Source organism: Stenotrophomonas sp. SAM-B, assembly GCF_013387485.1.
Classification (GTDB): Bacteria; Pseudomonadota; Gammaproteobacteria; order Xanthomonadales; family Xanthomonadaceae; genus Stenotrophomonas; species Stenotrophomonas maltophilia_AA.
Window position 1 is genome coordinate 113220 of record NZ_JABBXB010000006.1, and the last position, 23946, is coordinate 137165.

A 23946-nucleotide genomic window follows, 5' to 3' on the forward strand; every position below is an offset into this window, starting at 1 on the left:
CCATAGCATGCTTTCATGCATCGCCTCCTTCCACAGCACCCCGCGATTGACGCTCCTGCCGTCGCAGCCACCGTGCTGCTGCGGTGGCTGTCGGCGTGCATCCTGGTGTGCCTGGTCGGTACCGGGATCTTCTACGTTCTCGTTCAGCTGGGGGATGACGTCTCCGTACATAGGCGCGGGATGAACGCTGCTGCGTATCGAGCGCAGCTTTATGTGGACCAGCGCGAAGCCCTCCTGAACTATCTGGTCGACTCGGTCGTCAACGTCCACACGTCCAGCCAGAAGGCGCACGCCTCGAGGCATGACGATGACCGGAACGTTCGTCGACTCCAATTGGGTACGGCGGGCGACGGACAGGAATTGACTCTGCTCCTGTCGGCACGGGCTGAACAGACCTTGGCTGATTTTGGCGTGCGCTTGGTGCACGTTGACGGCACCTCAGTGGCCGTTCGCTCGGCTGCTCACGAGGAGCCGAGCGCCAGTTTCATCTCTCGACAACACACCGTGGGAAGCCCGCTGGCGCCGGAAGGTGAAAGTCCTGGCGATAGCCGGGTGCGCTGGGTTGCACCAACACAGACGGGTTCGCCTATTTATCTTTACCGGGCGATCGGCGGCGCGGAACCAGGCGCTTCCCACTGGCTGGGCTTGGCGATTGACTCGGACGCCATGATCAAGACCATGAATGGCAACGGCATTGGCGACTTTGCTTTGCTGGACAGGCACGGGGAGGCAGTCCTGACGCAAGGGGAGCGCTCCCCTTCCGCGAACTGGATGCGTCGGCATGCACAGGACGAGTTCGGATGGATCTGGGATGGCGCACGTCCCGAAGGCCTGGCACTGGTCAAGGGCATTGGCGAAGACGGCTGGCGGCTGGTGTACCACGCGCCCCTGAGCCTGCTGCTGGTTGATATCGCGCCCCATCTGGGCATTTCGCTGCTGATGTCCTTGGCTGGCGTGGTTGCGCTGCGTGCGCTGACTCGACGCATCGACCGTCAGTTGATCCAGCCGGCGCTGCTACAGCATCGCCAACTCCTGGAGAGCTTCGATTTCGGCAGCACGGTGATCGAGATGGCGCCGGTCGGAGTTTGCGTGCTGCGCGGCCACGATGGCACCCCGATGGTGGAGAACCAGCTTGCACGTGACTGGCTTGGCAACGATGCCGCAGCAGGCGACTGGCTGGGCAATCTGCGAACCGGCAATGCGGACCCGCTGGGCGAACGTCGCAGCGCGGACTACACCACCAGCGATGGCCGACAACTCCAGGTGCTGGCCGCTCGGACCCGCTATCACGGCGAAGATGTCCTGCTGTGCGTTTTCAACGACGTGAGCCGACATCGTCAGATCCAGGCTGCCTTGTCCGCGGCAAAGCAGGCGGCTGACGCCGCCAGTCAAGCCAAGACTGCCTTTCTTGCCACGATGAGCCACGAGATCCGGACCCCGTTGTATGGCCTGCTCGGCACGCTGGAGCTGTTGGCGCATACGTCACTGGACGCTCGACAGAGCCAGTACCTTGCAACCATCGAGCAATCCTCTTCGGCCCTGCTTCAGCTGATCAGCGAGATTCTGGATGTGACCAAGATTGAATCGGGTCAGCTCACCTTGGTCGTGGCACCGTTCTCCCCCTTGGATCTGGCGGAGTCGACCCTTCGTGCGTATGCGGCAGCCGCTGAACGAAAGGGAATACGGATCATGGTGTGCACCGACCCCGGGCTGCCGGACCATGTCCTGGGCGACGCCGGTCGGATTCGGCAGATTCTGGGAAATCTGTTGAGCAACGCGATCAAATTCACTGACAGCGGGAACATCTGCCTGCGCGTCCGGCTGGTCGCACGTGAGGCGGATATGGTGTCCGTAAGCTGGCAGGTCACTGAGACCGGCGTAGGCATCGCCCAAGCCGAACATGCGCGTCTGTTCGAACCCTTCCGTCAGATCGGCACACACAGCCGCTTGGAAGGTGCAGGGCTGGGATTGTCCATCAGCGACCGACTGGTGCGGCTGATGAACGGCGACATCCGTCTGGTCAGCGAGCCCGGCCTGGGCAGCAGTTTCACGATGGTGCTGCCGCTGAAGACCGATTCGCGGGCCACGCCCGAGGAAAGTGCGCCCAAGTTGCTGGCGCAACCGCTGATCTATGTCCGGTGCTCTGTTTCCGAGTTGGCAGATAGTGGGAGCGATTGGCTGCAGCGGTGGGGTGCCACCGTGCGTCGCTATGAACCGGGGATGCCGCTCGCGCCGGACGAGAACGCCATTCTGCTCGACAGCGATCCACGCGGCTCTCCCCCCGTCAGCTGGCGGGGCCCCCGCGTCACCGCACTGCCTGATGCAGGCGATACGCCCGTCGTTGATCCGGAGAACCCCCGCCACCTCACCGTCACAATGTTCAGCATCCGCGCCATTGCAAACGCGTTGGCGCGGCTGCAACAGAGCGACGCCCCTGTCCCGATGGCAGCGGTATCCCGACCCGACGCGCTGGATCTGCGGGTGCTGGTCGCCGAGGACAATCCGATCAATCGCATCATCATGAAGGAGCAGCTGGAAACACTCGGCTGCAGCGTCCTGACAGCAACCGACGGCCAGCATGCTTTGGAGCTGTGCCGGTCGCAACCGTTCGACGTGGTGTTGACCGACATCAACATGCCGCGCATGAGCGGGCATGCGTTGACCAGAAGCCTGCGTCAGCACGACATCCTTGTCCCAGTGATCGGCGCGACAGCCAGCGCCACCCCCGAAGAGCGTGAACGCTGCTTTGCCAGTGGCATGGCCGGCTACCTGGCGAAGCCCGTTGACATCGGTACCTTGCGCCGCGCCCTGACCCAACTGTCCCACGGAGCACCGGCATGACCATCCGCCATGTACTGATCCTGGAAGACCAGGCCTTCCAACGCAGCATGCTGGCTCAGCTCTTCAACAGCGCATCGAGAACCCACGCAGATACCTCGGGCGATGGCGCCGATGCGCTGGCGATGTGCCACTGGCGTCCCTACGACCTGGTCGTCACCGACATGATGATGCCCGGGGTGGACGGCATTCAGTTCATCCAGAGCCTGGCTGCCCAGGATCGGAAGCCTGCACTGGTATTGGTCAGCTCGGCATCGACACGCATGATGTTCTCCGCCCGTCTGATGGCCGAATCCTTGGGATTCAGCGTGCTTGCGGTACTCCCAAAGCCCGTATCCCCTGGCGATGTTGCCGATGTAATGGCGTTGTTGAGCCAGAAGCAGGAAGGCGCGCATCGCGTCGCCGCCGTCAGCAAGGAGGCCAAGCTCCCGTTGGCGGCAAGCCGCGACACGTTGTGGCGGGCCATGAAGAGCGGTGAGATCACGGCGTGGTTCCAGCCGAAAAAATCGCTGGGCTCCGGCCTCGTGGTGGCGGCCGAAGCGTTGGTCCGCTGGTGCCACCCAGAACAGGGCTTGATATCGCCCGGTCAGTTCCTACCGTTGATCCAGGAAAACTCACTCGAGCTGGCACTACTGCGGCACATGGTGAAGATGAGCGTTCGCGCGCAGGCCGAGTGGCGCGCGAGGGGCTTTCGAATTCCCGTATCAGTCAATTTGCCTCCCCATCTCCTGGAAAGAAGCACCTTGCCGGAGGAACTGGCGGAGCTGACCATTGAGCACGGCGGCTCGCCTGCTGATCTTTGTTTCGAGCTGATGGAGAGCAGCACCACCCGGCATGTCAGCGACTATTACGCTGGCGCCTGCCGCCTGCGCATGAAAGGCTTCGGGTTGGCCCAGGATGACTTTGGACAGGGACTGAGCTCCGTGCACAACCTGGTGAGCGCTCCATTCACCGAGGTAAAAATCGATCGGTCTCTGGTACATGGCTGCACGCGGGATTCTGCACTGCGGAGCGCCTTGAGCACCGTGATCACGCTTGGCCAGAAGCTCGGCCTCAACATCGTCGCCGAAGGTGTGGAGACGGATGAAGAGCTGTCTACGCTCCGGGCACTCGGCTGCACACAAGTGCAAGGCTATCTGATCTCCGCCGCGATCCCCGCAGACGCCTTCGCAGAGCTTTTGAATGGTGCGACGCGCGCCCAGCGGAATGACGGCCGATGAAACGCCAGGACGGCCGAGGGACGTCCCGCGTTGTGATTGCCGACGATCACCCGTTCATACTGGCGGGCGTTCGTGAACTGATCGAGCAGGACGCCCGATTCCGGGTGGTTGCACAGGTGAGTGATTCCGCCGCACTCATGAGGGCGCTCCATACGCAACAACCTGACATTCTGATCACCGACTACCTGATGCCCGGCGATTCCCGCACCTGCGATGGCTCCGTGCTCATCGGCAGGCTGCACAGAGCGTTTCCCTCACTCCCCGTTCTGGTTCTGACAATGATCACCACCCCGTGGATGATCGATGAGATGTACAGGGTCGGAGCGCACTGCGTGATCACCAAATCGGGGGATCCGGCTGAACTTCTCAGTGCACTGACAGCGGCACGGATGCAGCGCACTTATCGGTCAAATAGCGCTGGTCGTTCCAGCGCAACGACTGACCCCCCTCAAGCGCCTCGACACGGCCTGTCGCCGCGGGAGCTGGAGGTCGTCAGGCTGTTTTCCAACGGCCAGACCGTGAGTGACATCGCGGCGAGATTCAATCGCAGCCGCTGTACCGTCAGCGCCCAGAAGGCCAGTGCGAAGCGCAAGCTCGGTACGAGGAGCGATCAGGAACTGGTAGCACTGGGACTGAACTTTGTCGGGATGGGTGACCAGGTCACCTGACGGGAGCCCGTGAATGGTTACACGGGTGAGACCACTGGGGGGAGCTTCCCCGTTCCGTGCGCGGCCGGGTTCCTATCGATTATCCTTCGCAAGGGCCGCTCCGCCCGTCAGACGAGATATGCATGCCGGTCGAGTCCACTCCCGTGCGCTTGCTTGCGCGCAGGTCCCTGTGGCTGCACAGCCTGCTCGTGGGCACCATCGCCGTGGCCACCATTCAGGCGGGCCTTCTTCTGTCCAGCTCGCTACAGCTGCTTCGGGAAGAGCAGCAGAAGGTGGATTTCCACTTCAAGCGCCTTTCTGGTGCGCTGCACGAACAAGAGCGCTTCATGGCGCGCTGGCAGGGCCATCAGCTGGATTCCGCGGATTCAAAGCGTGCTACGCCACGCTTTCTGGATGCCAGTCCTTACCCCGCAGCCTTCTCTCCATTTTCCGTCGTAAGCAGCAACGGATCCCCCCCTTCACCCGCAGCAATGGAGTTGGGCAGAGCTTTCTCAGGATTCTATGGCAGCTTTTGGTCCGATTCGCGCTATCCGTCGCCCCGTTGCCTCCTGCTCGATGGCACCGGCACGATGGCAGCCCTGGTGCCGCATGCGCTTCCCATAAGCGGTTCCGATAACACTGCGGATCCAACCCTGCGCCGGATGATGGGCATCATTCACGCAGAAGCCTCGATCACAAGCCCGCAGAACGGCGGCATGGGGTGGCACCGACGCGATCTGGCCGATGGGAGCCGTTGGCTGCTGTCCGTCATGCGCTCTCCCCAGGATGCGGCCCTATGGGCCAATGGCGGGACCCCGGCGATCTCCTGCATGGTGGATGTGTCCCGCATCGACGACCACCAGCAGGTGCTTGGAGAGCCTATTTACGACCGGCTTTCGATCCTGGCCCCCGACGGGCGGCTGCTCTACGGGCCGGAGGTCGATGGTGGCGGCGGGCAAAGCAGACACTACAGCGCAGGGAGCATTACCTATCGCATGCGTGACGCTGAAGGCTGGCAAGCGGTCTATCAGGTCGGCTGGGCGCGCGTGCTGCTTCACCAGCGTTGGCCCCTGATCGGCGGCGTGATTGCGGCCATCCTGCTTGCGCTCGGTGGCATCGTGGCGCTTCGCAGCTACCGCCGCTCCGTCCTGGTGCCGCTGCGCAGGAATCAGGAACGGCTGCAGGAGAGCGAGGCGTTCAGCCGCACCGTCCTGGAGGCCGCTCCGATCGGGCTGTGTCTTCTTCGCAGCAGTGATGGCAGCGTGGTACTGGAGAATGCGCTGGCTCGCGAGTGGCTGGGTGCTCGACACGACGCTCCCGGCTGGGATGGCACGTGGCGTCAAGATGCACTGACGTTGGTGAAATCCGGGCAGAGCCGCACGATCCCCTACCGGACACCGGATGGACGCCACCTGCTGATCAATACCACCCAAGCCCGGTATCGCGGCGAGCCTGTCACCCTTTGCCTGTTCATCGATCTCACTACACAGCATGAAGCCGAGCAGGTTCTACAACAGGCTCGGCAGGAGGCCGATCAGGCGAACCGCGCCAAGAGCCTGTTCCTGGCGACCATGAGCCATGAGATCCGCACCCCCCTGTACGGCGTCCTGGGCACGCTGGAGCTGCTTGACCTCACCTCGTTGGACAGTCAGCAGAGAGACTACCTGAGCACCATCCAGCATTCGTCATCCACGTTGATGCAGTTGATTGGTGACATCCTGGACGTGTCCAAAGCCGAAGCCGGACAGCTAATCCTGGAGCCCGTGCTGTTCTCCCCGGCCGAACTCACCGAAGAGGTACTCCGCTCATATGCCGCGTCCGCGACGCGGAAGAACCTGCAGCTGTATGCCTGCATTGATGGCGACGTGCCTGAGCACGTACACGGCGACGGGGCGAGGATACGTCAGGTCCTGAACAACCTGGTCAGCAACGCCATCAAGTTCACCGAAGCCGGCCGCGTGGTCATCCGACTTCAGGCACGAGACGTGAGCGGGCGAAAGGCGACGCTCGCCTGGCAGGTGGCCGATACCGGGATCGGGATCGAGGAACACCATCAAGCGCATCTCTTCGAAGCGTTCTATCAGGCCAATCCGGGCGCCGATGCGCAGCGGGGCACCGGCCTTGGGTTGGCGATCAGCGCGCAACTGGTGGGCCTGATGGGCAGCCAACTGAGAGTGGTGAGTGACACGGGGCTTGGGAGCAGCTTCAGTTTCGAGCTCGAGCTGGACCGGCCAGAGGATTCCTCCCCGACCGGACGTTCCGCCGACGCAGAGCAGCGCGTTTACGTGCGCTCGCCGGCCGGCGAGCTGATTGACACCCTGTGCGCCCGTCTGCGCAAGCGCGGTTTCCTCGCGCAGGGGCTTCACCGGGACCCGGGCATGGATGCGATCCCTGGCACGCCTCTTCTGGAGGTCCCCATGAATGGACCAATCGGCGCATGGGACGGCCCCCACGTGGTCGCCCGCACCGGCGGTGGCGATCATCCCCAACAGGTCAACGGCGTATGGCTGGTGTCCATGCACCGCCTCGATGCGATGGTCGATGCACTGCTCCTCGCGACCGGCCGCCCACTGCCACTGCAGGGGGAACCGTCGGCCAAGGCGTTCCAGCCGCTCCACCTGAGCGTCCTGGTCGCAGAGGACAACCCCATCAACCAGATGATCCTGCGTGAACAGCTGGAGCGACTCGGGTGCCATGCCGTCGTCGCCAGTGATGGCGCCGAGGCATTTGATTATTGGACACGTCGTCATTTCGATGTGGTCATCACCGACCTGAACATGCCGCATGTCGATGGCTATGCACTGGCAGAGCGGCTGCACGGGCACGGCGTCACGGCGCCGATATTCGGTGCCACCGCAAATGCCGACCCTACTGAGCGCGCGCGTTGCCGCAGCGTGGGCATGGCCGATTGTCTGGTGAAGCCCATCCGGCTGGACGATCTGTACCGGCATCTGAGCCCCTTGGCGGTTACCGGATCCAGCCCGGATGTCCTGTCGGTCACTCCGCGGATGCGGACGCTCTTCCTGGAAACCATGCGTGATGATATGGCCGCGCTGGCCAGATCACAGGAGACCGGGGATCTGCAGGGCGTCAAGCACATGCTGCATCGCCTGCGTGGTGCGCTGGTCATAGTGTCGGCAGAGCCGTTGGCCGATGAGAGCAAGCGTATCGAGGATAGAATCGACGACGGGACCAGTGCGGAGGACTGCGCGCCTTGCATCGATGCGTTCATTGTCCGATTGGAATGCGCCTTGGCCCATCTCGAGTCGACATCCGCCGACCCGACCGATCCAACTTGACCTTTCCCCGCGATCCGGAGACCCCGCCTTGAAGACCAAGATCGTCATTGCCGACGACCACCCGATTGTGCTGGCGGGCATCGCCGACCTTGTTGATCGCGACCCGCGCTTCCAGGTCGTCGGTCAGGCACAGGACCCGGCCGGGCTGGTGGAACTCGCACAGCAACATGCGCCGGACATCATCATCACCGACTACAGCATGCCTGGTGACGAGCGGATGGGGGATGGGATCAAGCTCATTTCCTACCTGACCCGCAATTTCCCGGACACTCGCGTTCTGATACTGACGATGGTGTCCAACCCCTCCATCGTTGCCGAAATGTACCGCGCGGGTGCCAGCGGTGTGGTGCGCAAGAGCGGGAACCTCAATGAGCTCGACGGGGCCCTGACCAGCCTGCTGGCACAACGGATCTACCGTTCCCCCGAACTGCCTCGCGAAGAGACGGTACCTGAGGCTGGCGAGCCAACCTCGGCTGCCACCTTGTCGCCCCGGGAGTTCGAAGTGATTCGGCTGTTCGCCAGCGGCCAGAGCGTTGGCGACATCGCTCGCGCGCTCAATCGCAGCAGCAAGACAGTCAGCACCCAGAAGATCAGCGCCATGCGCAAGCTGGGCACCCGGACGGATCAGGAACTGGTCGCGTTCTGTCTGGAATCAGGCCTTTTCGGCTGATCGAGTCGCGGTTGCTTCGCAGGAAGACGTAGAAAAGCCCGCGGTCTTTCGACCGCGGGCTTCTTTTTACACTACAACGGCAAGCTCTCTGCGCTTACCAGCTGATGCCGGCACCTGCCGAGACGCTCTGGTCGCTGCCACTGAAAGCACCGCCCAGCGAGACCGACACGTTCTTCTTCTCGCCGAGGATGCGCTGGTAGCCGACGGCCAATGCACTGCGACCGTTCTGCGACCCGATACCGGCGCCCAAGCGGTTGTCGCCGCTCAGACCGGCCGTATTGATGGCCATACCGGCGTAGGCCGCACTGATGGCACCCATCCGGTCAATGCGCTTGTCCATCGACTGGAAGCGGCTGTTGGACCAGTCATGCTCGGCCTTGAAGCGGTCATCCATCTGCTGCAGATTGACTGCGTCAGTGCCCTGGATACCCGCGGCGACATTGCTGACAACACGTTCCGAACCCGCCGAGCCCATCGACACTTCATTGTCCCGGGTGGTGGTGGATCCGCTGCCGATGGCAACCGAGTTGTCGTTCGTCACCTTCGCACCCTCACCGATGGCGACCGAACCTGTACCACTGGCCGCGCTGCCCTCGCCGACACTGATCGCGCCAGTGCCACCGGCCGAGCTGCCACCACCGACGCTGATGGAACCGGTGCCGGCCGAGCTGCCACCGCCGACGGCGATCGAGCTGTCGCCCTCCGCCTTGCTGCCGTCGCCGACGCTCACCGCACCTGAACCGCCGGCCGAACCGCCGCCGACAATCAGCGCACCTTCGCCAGCACCCGGACCAACCAAACCGCCCTCGGCTGCACCGTCGCCGGCAGGATTGCCGTTGCCGTTGCCGTTGCCGTTGCCGTTGCCGTTGCCGGAACCATTGCCACTCCCAATCGAGCCCTCGGCAATGCCCTTCTCAATGGTGCCGACACGGCCATCCAGCCCATCCATCCTGCCCTGGATAGCGGCATTCATGTCGAACAGCTGGCCACCGTTGATCGCTTCCATGCTGCCCGCGCCGATGAACCCGTTGGCGACGTTGGCCAGCACGGTTCCCTGGCTACCGCCCAGGGTGGCACGCGACAGATCGGTACCGTCGTAGGTCAGCACGCTCAACGTCTGGCCACTGACCGGATCGATCGCACCGGCTGCACGCAGCTGGGCAATCGTCACCACGTCGTCCTCCTCCGTGCCGTTGGCAACACCGCTGACACGACGCTTGCCGTCGGTACCTTCCATGTCGACGAGGGTACCGCCCTGCGCTGCAGCGACCTGCACATTGCCGGTGACCTGATCAACCGTGACCAGACCGGACGTGCCGTTGGACAGTTCCTTGATGGTCGTGCCCAGCGTGGTGAGCTCGGTTGCGTTGATGGTCGTGCGGTCATCGATGTTGGTGATGGCATCGCCGAAGTTGGTCACCGTAGTCCCACCGACCGTGTAGCTCGGCTGGGAGACAGTGCCGTCCGCGTTGACGACCGAACCGCCACCGATGGCTGCGGCCACACTCTGTGCAGTGCCCTTCAGCTGGGCAACATTCACCGCGTCGCCTTCGGCGCTGCCTGCAGCAACGTTGGTCAGCGTGCGCGCTTCGTTGTCACTGTTGGCAAAGTCGACCGTGGTGCCTGCCTGGGCCGAAGCGACCTTCACGGTGTTGGATGCCGCATCGAAGGTGACCATGCCGCTGGTGCCTGCCGTCAGTTCTTCGAACTGCTTGGTCAGGTTGGTCATGCTGCTGCTATTGCCCGTGACACGCCCATCCAGGTCGGTCAGCGAGGTGTCCACTGCAGCGAAAGTGTCGCCGACGTTGCTGTAGCGGCCGCCACCGATGGTGAAGCTCGGCGCGGTGACGGAACCGTCTGCCGCAATGGAGGCGCCTCCGCCGATCGCGGCGGCAACGCCCTTCACCTGGCCGACGTTGGCCGCGTCGGTGTCTGCGCTACCCGCCTTGACGTTGGAGAGGATCGTGCCCTCGGCACCCGCCAGGCTGACCGTGCCCTTGTCGGCATCGGTGTAGGCCACAGCCAGCGGATTGGCTGCACCACCACTGCCACCGTTCTCACCCACGTACTTCTTCAGCTGGCTGAAGTTGACAGCATCGGTCTCGGCCGTGCCGGCCGCCACGTTAGTGATCTGCCGCTCGTTGTTCAAGCTGCCGACTGACACCGTGTTGGCACGGGTATTGGTCGTGTTGCTGCCCAGCGACATCGCATTGGTTGCGCCAGCACCCACGCTGGCGTTGCGGCCAAAGGCCATGGAGTTGGTGGCCGTGGCGTCGATGTTGGCCAAGGTGCCGATGGCCACTGCATTATCAGCGTTCGCGCGGGTGCTGTTACCCAGGGCAACGCCATTCATGCCCCCCGAGCGCGCGTTCGCGCCGATGGCCAGCGTGTAGGCACCGGTGGCACGCGCACCGTTACCCAGCGCCGTGGAATTGTCGGCTTCGGCCCGGGCGGAGCCCATCGCCAGAGCGCCCTGACCCTCGGCGTAGGCGCCACCGCCAATCGCCGCAGCCTGCGAACCCTTCGCGTAGGAGGCGCCACCAATCGCCGTGGCAATACTGCCGATGGCGCTGGTCGATGCACCAATGGCCACAGCGGAGTTGTTCAGATCAACTACCGCCGCATCGGAGCCTTCCGGGGCATCGATCTTGATGAATGAATCGTCCACGACGCCGCGTACATCCAACGCGGCGAAGCGGCTGTCCACATCCTTGAGCGCGCTCTGGGTCCGCGTGTTCTGGCCGGACACCATCGACACAAGCTGGCGGTAGTTGACCGCGTCGTAGTTGCCCTCGCCGTCGGCAACATTGGTGATGCGACGTTTCTGGTCATTACTGCCAACGGACACCGTGTTGTTCTGGTCGGCGACCGAGTTGATGCCGATGGCAACCGAACCGAACGCACTTGCCTTGGCCGCCGTGCCGCCGCCCTTGCCACTGAACCACGGATTGGCGGTTGCAGCGGTCAGCTGGCTGACATTGACCGCGTCGCTGCTGTCCACGCCAGCGGCGAGGTTCTTCAGGCGCACCGGTTCACTGCCAGCGATCTTACCCAGCGTCACCGAACCATAGTTGGTCGAACCGTCCTTGTTCTGGCCGTAGACAACGGCGGCCAACGCATTGCCCTTGTCATCCACCAAGCCCGTGCCGGACAACTTTTCGTCCAGCTGCTTGGCCCGGCCATCCAGGTCAGACAGCGAGGTGTTGACCGCGCCGAAGGCGCTGCCCACATCGCCGTGCTTGGTGCTACCCACGGTGTAGCTCGGTGCCGCAATGCTGCCGTCGGCCTTCACGGTGGAACCGCCGCCCAGCGCTGCTGCCACCGAAGCGGCGGTGCCTTGCAGCTGCGCACCATTGATGGCCTCGCTGCTGCCGGCATTCACTGCACCTGCAGCAACGTTCTTCAGCTTCACTGCCGTGCCCGCGTCACCCAGGGTGACCGACGTGCGATCGACCGTGCCGTCCTTCTTCTGGTCATAGGTGACGGCAGCCAGCGCATTGCCGTCCTCGCTGACCAGGCCGGCATCTTCGAACTTGACGGACAGGTCATTGGTGACTTCCTTCAGATCGGCCAGCGATGTGTCGACCGCACCGAGGGCGCCGCCCACGCTGGCATGCTTGTTGCCACCGATGGTGAAGCTCGGAGCGGCCAAAGTGCCGTCCGGCTTGACCTGGCTGCCACCACCTAGCGATGCGGCAACAGACGCGGCGTTGGCCTGAAGCTGAGCGCCGTTGATGGCCTCGGTGCTGCCGGCGGCTACCGAACCGGCGGCCACATTCGACAGCTTCACCGCATCCTTTGAGCCCAGGGTCACGGACGCATAGTCAGGCGAACCGTCCTTCTTTTGGTCATAGGTGACGGCAGCCAGGCTCTTGCCATCCTCGCCCACCACGCCCATACCTGCGAGCTGCTCCGCCATGGACTTGGCACGGCCATCCAGATCGGTCAGCGAGCTGTTCACCGCACCGAAAGCGCCGCCGACGTCGCCGTACTTGCCGCTTCCCACGGTATAGCTCGGCGCGGTCAGCGTGCCGTCAGCCTTCATCACTGCGCCGCCGCCCAGGGCCGCCGCCACCGAAGTGGCCGTCCCCTGCAGCTGTGCACCGTTAATGGCATCCCTGCTCGCGGCGGTCACCTTGCCGGCGGCCACGTTCGAGAGCTTCACGGCGGTATCCGCATCGCCCAGCGTCACCGACGCGTAGTCCGCCGAGCCGTCCTTCTTCTGGTCGTACGTCACTGCCGCGATGGCATGGCCCTTGTCATCCACCAATCCACTGCCGGCAAGCTGCTCGGCGAGATCATTGGTCCTGCCATCCAGCGCCGTCACCGATGTGTCCAGAGCGTCCAATGCGCCACCGATGGAGGCATGCGGCTTACCACCTACGTTGTAGCTCGGCGCCGAAAGGGTGCCGTCTGCCTGCACCGTCGAGCCGCCGCCAAGTGCGGCCGCAACCGAGGCTGCCGTACCCTGCAGCTGCGCGCCATTGATGGCGTCGGTGCTGGCCGCGGTTACCTTGCCGGCGGCGACGTTCGACAGCTTCACCGCAGTGCCCGGCGTGCCAAGGGTCACCGAAGCACGATCGGCGGAGCCGTCCGCCTTCTGGTCATAAGTAACCGCCGCCAAGGCGTTGCCCTTGTCGTCCACCAGCCCGGTGTCCCTGATCTGGCTGGCCAGTTCATTGGTGCGGCCATCCAGGTCAGTCAGCGACGTATCCACCGCACCAAGAGCGCTGCCGACGGAGCCATGCTTGTTGCCACCCACGGCGTAGCTCGGCGCCACGAGGGTGCCGTCGGCCTTGACTGTGGAGCCGCCACCCAGGGCCGCTGCCACGGAAGCAGCCGTGCCCTGCAGCTGAGCGCCGTTGATGGCGTCGGTGCTGACGGCGGTCACCTTGCCGGCCGCCACGTTCGAGAGCTTCACGGCGGTGCCCGGCGTGCCCAGCGTCACCGAGGCCCGGTCAGCCGAACCATCCGCCTTCTTGTCGTAGGTCACGGCGGCCAGGGCGTTGCCCTTGTCGTCCACCAGGCCGCTGCCCTTGATCTGGCTGGCCAGGTCATTGGTACGGCCGTCCAGAGCGGTCAGGGAGGTATCCACGGCACCCAGAGCGCTGCCGACGGAGCCATGCCTATTGCCACCCACGGTGTAGCTCGGCGCCACGAGGGTGCCGTCGGCCTTGACCGTCGAACCGCCGCCCAGCGCGGAGGCAACCGAAGAGGCCGTGCCCTGCAGCTGCGCGCCGTTGATCGCTTCGGTGCTGGTGGCCGAGACGGCGCCAGCCTTCACGTTGCTGATCGTCGTGCCGTTTTCGCCGGCCAAGGCAAGCGAGGCTTTCGTTTCATCGGCGTACGACACCGTCAGCGGACCACCACCATTGGAACCGACGAAGCTCTTCAGCTGGCTGAAATTGACGGCGTCGGTGTCAGCGGTACCGGCCGCCACATTCGTGATCTGCCGCTCGTTCTTCAGGCTGCCGACCGACACCGTGTTGGCACGGGTATTGGTCGTGTTGCTACCAAGCGACATCGCATTGGTCGCGCCAGCGCCCACGCTGGCGTTGCGGCCAAAGGCCATGGAGTTGGTGGCCGTGGCGTCGATGTTGGCCAAGGTGCCGATGGCCACTGCATTATCAGCGTTCGCGCGGGTGCTGTTACCCAGGGCAACGCCATTCATGCCCGCCGAGCGCGCGTTCGCGCCGACGGCCAGCGTGTAGGCACCGGTGGCACGCGCACCGTTACCCAGCGCCGTGGAATTGTCGGCTTCGGCCCGGGCGGAGCCCATCGCCAGAGCGCCCTGACCCTCGGCGTAGGCGCCACCGCCAATCGCCGCAGCCTGCGAACCCTTCGCGTAGGAGGCGCCACCAATCGCCGTGGCAATACTGCCGATGGCGCTGGTCGATGCACCAATGGCCACAGCGGAGTTGTTCAGATCAACTACCGCCGCATCGGAGCCTTCCGGGGCATCGATCTTCAGGAACGGGCTATCCAAACCGACACGGCCCGTCTGCTCGCTCAGTGCCGACAGGCGCGTGTTGACGTCCTTCAGTGCACGCTGGGCGCTCGAACTGGCGTTACCCACCAGAGCCGTGAGCTGGCCATAGGTTGCGGCATCGCTTTCTTCCTGGGCCGATGCCAGGTTCGTGATGCGACGCTTCCCCGCCGTCGAGCCCACCGACACGGTGTTTGCCTGGTCGGCCACCGAGTTGATGCCCAGAGCCACCGAGTTGAAGCCGGTCGCCTTGGCTGCCGTGCCACCGCCCTTACCGGCCAGGAAGGCGCTTTCGGCCGGCGTTGCGTTGGCCATGGCGTTCTTGAGCTGGGTCATGTTGACGGCGTCGGTATCATCCGTGCCCGCCGCCACGTTCTTTAGCGAGACGGCACCCTTGCCGTTGCCCAGCGTCACCGAGCCATAGTTGGTCACGCCTTTGATATCGCGATCGTAGCTGACAGCAGCAATTGCCTTGCCGTCGGCTGCCACCAGGCCACTGTTTGCAAGCGATTCCTTCAGCGCGCTGGTGCCTGCGTCGAGACTGGTCAGCGCATCGCCCAAGTTCTTCTGTTCCCTGCCGTCTACCTTATAGGTCGGCCCGGTGACCGCGCCTGTGGTGGGATCAATGGCTGCGCCACCGCCCAGGCCAGCCACCAACGGCGACAGCTGGCTGACATTCACCGCATCGGTTGCAGCCTTGCCGGCGGCCACGTTCTTCAGCTTCACCGGACCAGTGCCGTTGCCCATGGTCACTGAACCAAAGTTGGCTTCACCTTTCACATCCCGGTCGTACGTTACCGCTGCGATGGCTTTGCCGTCCTCGGCCACAAGCCCGCTGCTGGTCAGCTTGTCCTTCAGCGCCTGAGCGTTGTTGCCCAACCCGGCAATAGCTTCGCCGAGGTTCTGATCCTTGCCGTCGACCTTGTAAGTGGGGCCGGTGACGACACCTGTCTTTGCGTCGATCGCAGCGCCACCGCCCAGGCCCTCGATGAGTGAAGACAGCTGACCAATCGTGGCCGCGTCATTGGCAGTCCTACCGGCGTCAACATTGACAATTCTGCGCTTTACGCTTGCATTGCCCACTGACACGATTCCGCTTGACTCCGCAATGGAGCCGCTACCTAGCGCCACCGAGGATCCGGCCTTTACCTTCGCCAGGTATCCAAGCGCGGTTCCTAGTTTCGCTTCGGCCTCAACAGTTGCCCCGGTACCGACGGCGGTTGAGCCCTCTCCAGCAGCGATAGAGTCCATTCCGTAAGCACTCGTCCACCTACCCTGTGCTTTCGCGCCTGTCGCCACTGCGGTTGAGTTCAGTCCGGTCGCCATCGACCCTGAGCCGATGGCAATGCTGCCAGTACCCGTAGCACTGCCGCCGTCTAGGGCACCGCGCGGAGCGACGCTGGTTGCGCGAGTCTCCAGTACGTTTACCGCTTCGCAGAGCTTCCCATCGTGGGACCTCACTTCATTCACCGAACACTCCAGCGCCGCCGGAGAATCAGCCGCCATCGCAGCACCCGCCGGCAGCGCCAGCGCAACGGCCATGGCCTTCGCCAACCGGGTGCGGCTCTTCTTGCCGCGCGAAACAGCGAGCTCGTGGGCGACTGCCCATGTGCCCGTCGAAATATTGAAGATCAACTTGTATACAAAGTTCATGGAGTATCCCAGGAGCGGCGCGGAAAACTGCGCGTGAGAGTGGAGGGGCCTTGGTTCCGGTCTTGCCGGATGGCTCCATCCTCCTCACCTGTCTCCCCGGGAGATATCAGCGGTTTCTTAAAAAAGCGTCTTAGGCAAGCTATGAAGCCGATGTTATGTTGCCGTTAAGGGACGGCGCTGCCCAACGAGAGGCTAGCAGGCCTGCCCCCATAGTTTGTGCTGGCTGCTGCGCCCACAGTTTGTGTAATCGACACCAACTATGGGGAGATGGCTACAGATACCGTCGACAAAGTTCCTTCGAATACCCTTGTATTTATGTACTGCTCAGTTTGATATTCAGGGCTAATTGGGGTGACTAACGGATAATTCACACCTGTCGCCAGCAGCGATTTCCCCTCCCCTCTGCTGGCGGACAAAACCAAAAAATAAAAAGGTGTCCCCGATGATGAAGACTTCCCTGCTTGCCCTGGGTCTGCTCGCTGCACTGCCGTTCGCTGCTTCGGCAACCGACGGCCTGTCGTACAACTATGTTGAAGGCGGCTACGTGAACACCGATGCCAAGGGCGGCGACGCTGACGGTTGGGCGGTGAAGGGCTCGGTCGCCGTGGCGCCGAACTTCCACGTCTTCGGTGATTACAACGCGCAGGAAACCAAGCGCGGCAGCAATGATGTGGACCAGTGGAAGGTCGGTGTCGGCTACAACTACGGCATCGCCCCGACCACCGATCTGGTCGCCCGCGTTGCTTACCAGAAGTTCGATCCGAAGCACGGCCTGGACTTCAACGGCTACTCGACCGAAGTCGGCGTGCGCAGCGCGTTCACCCCGAACTTCGAAGGCTACGTGATGGCCGGTTACGAGGATTACAGCAAGAAGCACGGCATCAACCCGGACGGCGAGTTCTACGGCCGCGTCGGCGCCCAGGCCAAGCTCAACCAGAACTGGGGCCTGGCCGGCGAAGTGAAGCTGGCCAAGGGCGGCGACAAGGAATGGTTCGTCGGTCCGCGCTTCACCTGGTAATACGCGATACGCAACACCGCGGTACGTTGTTGGATGGCGCGGTCTCTCTCCCCTGCGCCATGAAGCCCGGCTCACGCCGGGCTTCTTTTATGCAGCACCTGGCGACACCCTCGTCGGTACGCCACGAAACAACCCGGCCATGTGCCGGGTTTTTTCGTTCTGGCGCTGAAAAAAAACCCCGGCGCTTGCCGGGGTTTTTCATGCGTCACTTGAACAGCGTGTCCGGATACTCCGGCTTCTGTTCGCGTGCCAACAGCGCACGCAATCCTTCTTCCGGGGTCTGCTCACCGTGCAGCACGGCGCGCACCCGGTCGGAGATGGGCAGGTCGATGCCGTGACGCCGCGCCTGGCGCATCACTTCATCGGCGGTCTGCACCGATTCCACCACCTGGCCGATCTCGCGCACGGCATCGTTCAACGATTGCCCGCGGCCCAGGGCCAGACCCAGCCGACGGTTGCGCGAGAGATCGCCGGTGCAGGTCAGCACCAGATCGCCCAGGCCGGCCAACCCCATCAGGGTTTCCGGCTTGGCGCCGATCGCGGCGGCCAGCCGCAGCATTTCATTGAGCCCACGCGTGATCAGGCCGGCGCGGGCGTTGAGGCCCAGCTGCATGCCGTCGGCGACGCCGGTGGCTACCGCCAGTACGTTCTTCATCGCACCGCCGAGCTCGGCACCGACCATGTCATCGCCGGTGTAGGCGCGGAACGCCGGGCCGTGCATCGCATCGGCCACCTGCTGGGCGAAGTCCGGCGCGTCACCGTGCACGGTGATCGCGGTCGGCAGGCCCTGGGTAACTTCCTTGGCGAACGACGGGCCGGTCACCACCGCCAGCGGCACGTCCGGCCCGAGGACCTCACGTGCTACTTCGTGCAGGAACCGACCGGAGCCGGGTTCGAAGCCCTTGGTCGCCCACGCCACGCCGGCATCGGCCGGCCGCAGCGGTGCCAGCGCACGCACGGTTTCACCGAAAGCATGCGACGGCACCACCACCAGGACCCAGGCGGCGTCCTTGACGGCAGCGGCGAGGTCGGTGGTCGCGCGCAGCGACTCGGGCAACGGAATGCCCGGCAGATAACGGGTGTTCTCGTGGCGCTGGTCGATGGCCTCGACCATCGCCGCATCGCGCCCCCACAGCACGGTCGGGTGACCGTGCCGCGCGAGCAGGCTCGCCAGGGCGGTGCCCCAGGAGCCGGCGCCGAGAACCGCGATTTTGTCTGCGTGGTTGCTCATCCGTACGACTGCAGCGCCGATCAGGCGTTGCCGGCCGGCTCGGAATCGGCGAGCGAGGTCTCGCCCTGTTCCTGGCGCTGGCGCAGGGTTTCGGCGTACAGGCCTTCGAAGTTGATCGGCTGCAGGAAGAACGGCGGGAAGCCGCCGGCCTGGATCAGCTCGCTCACCAGCGAACGCACGTACGGGAACAGGATGTTCGGGCACTGGGTGCCGAGCAGCACGTCGATCGACTGCGGGTCCAGGCCGACCAGGCCGAACACGCCGGCCTGCTGCACTTCGGCCACATAGGCGGTCTTCTCGCCGGCCTTGCAGGTCAGGGTCACGGCCAGCACGACTTCGAAGGCGCTCTCGCCCAGGCGCTGCACGCGCTGGTTCAGGTTGAGCTGCAGTTCCGGCTGCACGGCGTCATTGAAGACGGCCGGAGCGTTCGGCGATTCGAACGAAACGTCCTTGACGTAGATCTTCTCGACGGTGAACGAGGGACCGGTAGCGGCGTCGACCGGCGCGACGGCGCCGTTGGTGTTCTCTTCGGACATTTCCTGTTGCTCCAAAAATGAATGCTGTAAAAACGGATTGTTACATGCCCTGCGATGGGGGCGCTGTGCGCCGCGCACAAGGCGTGCGCTGGAATCCGAGGGGAATCAGTTGCGGCCCTTGACCAGCGGCAGCTCGGCCTGCTGCCAGGCGGGGATGCCACCGTCGAGCACGCTGACCTGGGTGAAACCGGCCTTCTTGAGTGCCTTGGCCGCGGTCTCGGAGGCATTGCCGCTGCGGCAGACCAGCACCACCGGGCTCTGCTGCGCCTTGGCCACCAGCTTGTGCTCCGGGCCGAACTGGGCCGGCTGCACGTTGCGGCTGCCGGCGATGTGGCCCTTCTCGAAATCGCTGCTCGAGGACAGGTCGACCACGATGGCGCCACCGGCATTCATCAGCTGGGTCAGTTCAGCCGGCTTGAGCGACTTGAAGCCACGGAACAGGCGGCGGACTTCGGTCACGATGATGGCCACGGTCAGGCCGACCAGGGCCATCGACAACATCGGGTTTCGGCCGGCAAAGGCCAGCAACTCTTCGTAATTCACTAAGATCACGGGTCGATAAGCGGGCGCCGATTGTCGCACATGCGGGCGAATCGGCGTCCAGCCCCGTGCGGGCGGGCCTCAGCGGTCCTGCCAGAGGTCCGGCAGGCCGTTGGCCTGGAGCCAGCGCTTGTCCTCGGCGTCCCAGCGCCAGATCTCCCGCACCCGCACCGTCCGCTCGGACTGGGTGTTGTTGTTGATCACCCGCACCTCGGCCGTGCGCCCGACCCGACCGTCGGGCATGGGCACGTTGTCGCTGGCGCGATAGCTGGAGATTTTGACCTGCTCGAAGCGGCGCAGCTCCAGATCGGTCATCGGGTGGGCCTTGGCGTATTCCGGATCCAGGTACGGCAAGGCATCCTCGACGGTGCCCCAGCGCATCGTGGCGTCGTACTTGACCTGGGTTTCCTCCAGCGCCTTGCGCTGTTTCCTGGTGGTCTTCTGCTCGGCGGCCAGCGCGGTCACGCTGGTCAGCGCGAACAGGGCGATCAGCAGGATCTGAAGCGTACGGCGCATGCGAATTCCCCACTAGGCAAGGCGCCCATCCTACCGCCTGGCGAAGGCCACGAAACGGCCGCTCAGTTCAGCGGCCGCCTTGTCGCCCTCGCCCGGCTGGCGGGCGGTGAGGCTGATGCGCGCCTTGCCGCGTTGGGCGAAGGTGGCCAGGAAGCTGTCCCAGTCGGTTTCCGCATCGGCCTGGGCCTGCGCATGCAGATCGCCGTACACCGGCGCGAGGTAGCGGATGTGGCTGTCGGCCACGTAGACATCCGCATCGAACCCGGCCAGGCGCAGCCGCAGCGTCACCAGGGCCCAGCCGGACAGGGTCAGGGCCGAGGCCAGGCTGCCGCCGAAGGCGTTGCCCTTGTCGTTGACGTTGGCGGCCAGCGGGGCATGGATGTGCAGGACGCCGTCGCGATAGTCGTGGACACGGATCTGCATGGCCGCCACCGGCGGCATGGTATCCAGGACATGCTGCAGCGCGGACAGCTGCGCCGGCAGGGAATCGGTTGCGGACATCTGGCTGGTCACGTCACATCGAAGGGCTCGCATAATGCCCGCAATGAACACCGAAACGAAAGTCGCGCGCTGGACCCTGATCTCGCTGCGCCCGCGTGGTCAGCATGCGCCGCTGCGGCGCGCGGCCAAGGGCACCGGCGCAACCGTCATAGCGCTGTCGCCGTGGGCGCTGCAGGCACGCAGGGATGCGGCCACCTGCGTCGACCTCGCCGCTGCGCTGGCGGCCGAGCGGGTCGTCTTCAGCAGTCCGGCCGCCGTGCATGCCGCCGCGCGACTGGTGGACCTCGCCGCGCCCCACCCGGGGCAGTGGCTTGCGGTCGGCGCCGGCACTGCGGCGGCACTGCACCGGCAGGGGGCACTGGACATCGCCGCGCCGGCACGGATGGACAGCGAAGGCCTGTTGGCGCTGCCCGCCCTGGCGGACCTGCGCGGCCTGCGTGCCGGGCTGGTGACCGCACCTGGCGGGCGCGGTGTCATCGCCGACACCCTGCAGCAGCGCGGCGCGCAGCTGCTGCGCGCCAACGTGTATGCGCGCCGGCCGTTGCCCTTCGCGCCGCGCACGCTGCAGCGGCTGCGGCACGCGGTTGCTCCCTGGGCATTGGCGGTGAGCAGCGGAGAGGCGCTGGCGCTGCTGCTGGCGCAGCTGCCCGACGATCTGCAGGCGCCCCTGCGCGCCGCCACCGTGGTGGCCGCCAGCGAGCGGCTGGCGGTACAGGCACGGGCCGCCGGCTTCGGACAGGTCCATGTCGCGGCCGGGCCGTTGCCGGCGCAGCTGGTCGCCGCTGCACACGCCGCGCTCATCCCGCCCGCATCTTCCTGAACAGGGAGGCGGGGCGGTCTTGCAGGGGGCTCGGGCGACGGGCGATGCTGTGCGCCACGTCGCTCGCCAGCCAGCGGACTGCCCGGCGCGCGCGACAAGGATGCCCGTATGAACGACCCGGTTTCGCCCTCCTCTTCGAGCCGCCCCTTGCGCTGGATCGTACCGATCGCGGCGCTGGCCGTATTGGTCGGGGCTGGTGCATGGGGCTGGACGCAGTGGCAGGCGCGGCAAGCCCAGGAGCAGTTGCGGCTGGAGAACGCCCAGCGGCAGGTGCAGGGCCTGCTGGACAGCGTCGAGGCACTGCGCCGCGACCAGCGTTCGACGTCCCAGCGCGTGCAGGATGCCGCTGCGACCAACCGCGTGCTGCGCGATGAAATGTTGGGCCTGAGCCAACGCAACGCCCTGCTCGAAGAGAACCTGGCCAAGCTCGCCGACAGCACCCGCCACGGCGCCCAGGCGCTGCAGCTGGAAGAGGCCGAGTTGCTGCTGAGCCAGGCCGGGCAGCGGCTGGCCTATGCCGATGACGTCGAGGGGGCCAAGCGCTTGTACGCGTTGGCGGCCACCTCGCTGGACGATGTACAGGGCAATGAATATCTGAACCTGCGGCAGGCGCTGATGCAGGAGCGCAACGCGGTGGATGCCCTCGGCCCCGGCGCGCGTGCCCAGGCGCAGGCCGCGCTGGCGCAGTTTGCCGCTGCGCTGACCGGGCTGCCCGAGCAGATCGACGCAGCGGTCGACGCCACCGCGGTGACGCCGTGGTGGCACCAGGTGCTCGCCCCGTTCGTGACCATCACCCCCACCCGCCTGCAGGGCCCGTTGACCGAGGCCGAGCGTGTGGCCGCCTGGGATTCGCTGCAGCTGGAGCTGACCCTGGCACGCGCCGCCGTGGAGCGCGGCGACCAGGCCGGCTACGTCCAGGCGCTGGACCGGGTGGCGCTGTGGCTGCCGCGGCTGTGGCCGGATTCACCTGCTCTGCGCGAGCGTCGTGCTGAACTGCACCAACTACGCGCCCGTGAGCTGCGTCCATCGTTGCCCGAACTGGGCAGCACCCTGCAGCAACTGCGCACGATGCGTACTGGGAGTTAATCGATGAAGCCGTTTCAATCTCTAGTGGTCCTGCTGCTGGCCGTGGCCCTGGGCGTGATCGCCTCGCAGTGGCTCGGCACCGAGCAGCTGCGCCAGTTCGGTGAAGTGATCTACCGCTACGGCGGTACCGACTACCGCTCCACCGTGCCGCAGGTCGCCCTGATGGTGCTGGTCGGGCTGCTGGTGCTGTGGCTGCTGTGGAGCCTGCTAGCCTCGCCGTTCCGCGCGTGGGGCCGCTACCGCCGCAAGCAGGGCCGCGCCCGCCTGACCGAAGGCCTGCAGGCGCACGAACATGGCCACTGGCAGCGTGCGGAAAAGCTGCTGACCAGTGCTGCTGAAGACAAGGAAGTGAGCGCGGTCGCCATGGTGACCGCGGTGCGCAGTGCGCAGGCGCGCGATGACGATGCTGCGGTCAATCAGTACCTGCAGCGCCTGGCCACCGAAGATGCCACCAGCCATGCCCTGCTGCTGGCCGAACGCCTGCTGGCCCAGGAACGCCCGGTCGATGCGATCAACGTGCTCGACGTGGCCGCGATCCAGCCGCTGCCGCCGCGCGGCCTGTGGCTGCGGACCGAAGCACTGGCCCGTGCCGATCGCGCGCACGAGGCGTATGGCCAGCTGGGCGCGCTGCGCAAGCAGAAAGTGCTGCCCGATGCCGCCGTGGCCGAACTGGAAATCCGCCTGGCCGCGCAGTCGCTGCTCGAAGCCGGTGACGTCAACGCGCTGGCCGCCCAGTGGGAAGCCACGCCGAAGGCATTGCGCAGCGATCCCGATGTCGTCTCCGCCTATGCGCTGCGCGCAGTGGCCCTGGACTGGGACGAACCGGCCCTGCTCAACCTCGAACAGGCACTGGACACGCGCTGGGACGAATCGGTGGTGACCCTCTACGGCCAGATGCCGGTAGAGAAACTGGCCACCCGCCAGGCCAACCTGCAGCGCTGGTTGACCACGCAGCCTTCCAGCCCGGCATTGCTGCTGGCGCTGGGTCGCATCGCCGCCCGTCAGCGTCAGCACACGCTGGCCGAGGATTACCTGCATCGCGCGATCGCCGCCGGTGCCGGCCCGGCCGCATGGGAAGCGTTGGGCGAAGTGTTCCTCGACCGTGGCGAGACCGCGCTGGCCTCGCAGTGCTTCGCCAATGCCCTGCGCCAGCAGCGCGGCGATGACAGCGTGGCGCTGGCCCGTGCCTCGACCGCGACCCCACTGGACCCGATCGTGCCCGAGCGCGCCACCATCGAAGAGCAGTCGCTGATGGGCGAACCGGCGCCGCTGCAGGATCGCCTGCACGGGGAGCCGGGTCGCATGCACGTCGAAGAAGATCGCCTGCACGTGGAACGCGACGAGTTCGGCAATCCGCGCCTGCCGTAACAGGCGGCGCGGGATCT

The 23946-nt window shown here is 65.1% G+C and carries 15 protein-coding genes; 9 read left to right on the plus strand and 6 right to left on the minus strand.

Annotated elements, in window-relative coordinates; translation table 11 throughout:
* Positions 1 to 15: 15 nt before the first annotated feature.
* From HH110_RS14015 to HH110_RS14035, 5 genes are all read left to right on the plus strand, one after another.
* Positions 16 to 2841, plus strand: coding sequence for a response regulator (locus tag HH110_RS14015; protein ID WP_176990228.1), 2826 nt, complete (start codon positions 16 to 18; stop codon positions 2839 to 2841).
* Positions 2838 to 4058, plus strand: a complete 1221-nt coding sequence (locus HH110_RS14020; RefSeq protein ID WP_176990229.1) for an EAL domain-containing protein — start codon at positions 2838 to 2840, stop codon at positions 4056 to 4058. The genes HH110_RS14015 and HH110_RS14020 overlap by 4 nt, the downstream gene beginning before the upstream one ends.
* A complete protein-coding gene (locus HH110_RS14025; RefSeq protein WP_176990230.1) occupies positions 4055 to 4726 on the plus strand; it encodes a response regulator transcription factor in 672 nt (223 codons plus the stop codon). The genes HH110_RS14020 and HH110_RS14025 overlap by 4 nt, the downstream gene beginning before the upstream one ends.
* Before the next feature lie 122 nt (positions 4727 to 4848).
* Positions 4849 to 8004 (plus strand): hybrid sensor histidine kinase/response regulator, encoded by a 3156-nt coding sequence (locus tag HH110_RS14030; RefSeq protein WP_176990231.1) that lies wholly within the window; start codon positions 4849 to 4851, stop codon positions 8002 to 8004.
* 28 nt (positions 8005 to 8032) lie between these two features.
* A complete protein-coding gene (locus HH110_RS14035; RefSeq protein ID WP_206677555.1) occupies positions 8033 to 8674 on the plus strand; it encodes a response regulator transcription factor in 642 nt (213 codons plus the stop codon).
* Positions 8675 to 8768: 94 nt separating this feature from the next.
* On the opposite strand, the gene HH110_RS14040 is transcribed toward HH110_RS14035, so the two are convergent.
* The gene (locus HH110_RS14040; RefSeq protein WP_176990233.1) at positions 8769 to 16313 is read right to left on the minus strand and encodes an ESPR-type extended signal peptide-containing protein; all 7545 of its coding nucleotides are present in this window, start codon (positions 16311 to 16313) and stop codon (positions 8769 to 8771) included.
* A gap of 445 nt (positions 16314 to 16758) precedes the next feature.
* On the opposite strand from HH110_RS14040, the gene HH110_RS14045 reads away from it, so the two are divergent.
* On the plus strand, positions 16759 to 17331 hold the full coding sequence (locus HH110_RS14045; RefSeq protein ID WP_172407593.1) for an Ax21 family protein: 573 nt from the start codon (positions 16759 to 16761) through the stop codon (positions 17329 to 17331).
* A 205-nt stretch (positions 17332 to 17536) separates the two neighbouring features.
* On the opposite strand, the gene HH110_RS14050 is transcribed toward HH110_RS14045, so the two are convergent.
* The 5 genes from HH110_RS14050 to HH110_RS14070 form a co-directional block, all read right to left on the minus strand.
* Complete coding sequence (locus HH110_RS14050; RefSeq protein ID WP_088434819.1) at positions 17537 to 18562, minus strand: NAD(P)H-dependent glycerol-3-phosphate dehydrogenase; 1026 nt, start codon at positions 18560 to 18562, stop codon at positions 17537 to 17539.
* Between the two features lie 20 nt (positions 18563 to 18582).
* Positions 18583 to 19098, minus strand: a complete 516-nt coding sequence (secB, locus tag HH110_RS14055) for a protein-export chaperone SecB (RefSeq protein ID WP_019184891.1) — start codon at positions 19096 to 19098, stop codon at positions 18583 to 18585.
* A gap of 105 nt (positions 19099 to 19203) precedes the next feature.
* A complete protein-coding gene (locus tag HH110_RS14060) occupies positions 19204 to 19641 on the minus strand; it encodes a rhodanese-like domain-containing protein (protein WP_176990234.1) in 438 nt (145 codons plus the stop codon).
* Positions 19642 to 19719: 78 nt separating this feature from the next.
* Positions 19720 to 20154, minus strand: a complete 435-nt coding sequence (locus HH110_RS14065; protein ID WP_176990235.1) for a hypothetical protein — start codon at positions 20152 to 20154, stop codon at positions 19720 to 19722.
* Positions 20155 to 20184: 30 nt separating this feature from the next.
* Positions 20185 to 20655, minus strand: a complete 471-nt coding sequence (locus HH110_RS14070; protein WP_176990236.1) for a YiiD C-terminal domain-containing protein — start codon at positions 20653 to 20655, stop codon at positions 20185 to 20187.
* A 43-nt stretch (positions 20656 to 20698) separates the two neighbouring features.
* Here HH110_RS14070 and HH110_RS14075 point away from each other — a divergent pair, with 43 nt between their 5' ends.
* From HH110_RS14075 to HH110_RS14085, 3 genes are all read left to right on the plus strand, one after another.
* A complete protein-coding gene (locus HH110_RS14075; RefSeq protein ID WP_176990237.1) occupies positions 20699 to 21475 on the plus strand; it encodes a uroporphyrinogen-III synthase in 777 nt (258 codons plus the stop codon).
* Positions 21476 to 21583: 108 nt separating this feature from the next.
* Complete coding sequence (locus HH110_RS14080; protein WP_176990238.1) at positions 21584 to 22561, plus strand: uroporphyrinogen-III C-methyltransferase; 978 nt, start codon at positions 21584 to 21586, stop codon at positions 22559 to 22561.
* A 3-nt stretch (positions 22562 to 22564) separates the two neighbouring features.
* Positions 22565 to 23929: a heme biosynthesis protein HemY gene (locus tag HH110_RS14085; RefSeq protein WP_176990239.1), complete on the plus strand. Its 1365-nt coding sequence runs from the start codon at positions 22565 to 22567 to the stop codon at positions 23927 to 23929.
* Positions 23930 to 23946: the final 17 nt, after the last annotated feature.

Coding starts and splice junctions, on each gene's coding strand:
- HH110_RS14015 (WP_176990228.1), top strand. CDS start 16: ATGCATCGCCTCCTTCCACAGCACCCCGCGATTGACGCTCCTGCCGTC.
- HH110_RS14020 (WP_176990229.1), top strand. CDS start 2,838: ATGACCATCCGCCATGTACTGATCCTGGAAGACCAGGCCTTCCAACGC.
- HH110_RS14025 (WP_176990230.1), top strand. CDS start 4,055: ATGAAACGCCAGGACGGCCGAGGGACGTCCCGCGTTGTGATTGCCGAC.
- HH110_RS14030 (WP_176990231.1), top strand. CDS start 4,849: ATGCCGGTCGAGTCCACTCCCGTGCGCTTGCTTGCGCGCAGGTCCCTG.
- HH110_RS14040 (WP_176990233.1), bottom strand. CDS start 16,313: ATGAACTTTGTATACAAGTTGATCTTCAATATTTCGACGGGCACATGG.
- HH110_RS14045 (WP_172407593.1), top strand. CDS start 16,759: ATGAAGACTTCCCTGCTTGCCCTGGGTCTGCTCGCTGCACTGCCGTTC.
- HH110_RS14050 (WP_088434819.1), bottom strand. CDS start 18,562: ATGAGCAACCACGCAGACAAAATCGCGGTTCTCGGCGCCGGCTCCTGG.
- secB (WP_019184891.1), bottom strand. CDS start 19,098: ATGTCCGAAGAGAACACCAACGGCGCCGTCGCGCCGGTCGACGCCGCT.
- HH110_RS14065 (WP_176990235.1), bottom strand. CDS start 20,154: ATGCGCCGTACGCTTCAGATCCTGCTGATCGCCCTGTTCGCGCTGACC.
- HH110_RS14070 (WP_176990236.1), bottom strand. CDS start 20,655: ATGTCCGCAACCGATTCCCTGCCGGCGCAGCTGTCCGCGCTGCAGCAT.
- HH110_RS14075 (WP_176990237.1), top strand. CDS start 20,699: ATGAACACCGAAACGAAAGTCGCGCGCTGGACCCTGATCTCGCTGCGC.
- HH110_RS14080 (WP_176990238.1), top strand. CDS start 21,584: ATGAACGACCCGGTTTCGCCCTCCTCTTCGAGCCGCCCCTTGCGCTGG.
- HH110_RS14085 (WP_176990239.1), top strand. CDS start 22,565: ATGAAGCCGTTTCAATCTCTAGTGGTCCTGCTGCTGGCCGTGGCCCTG.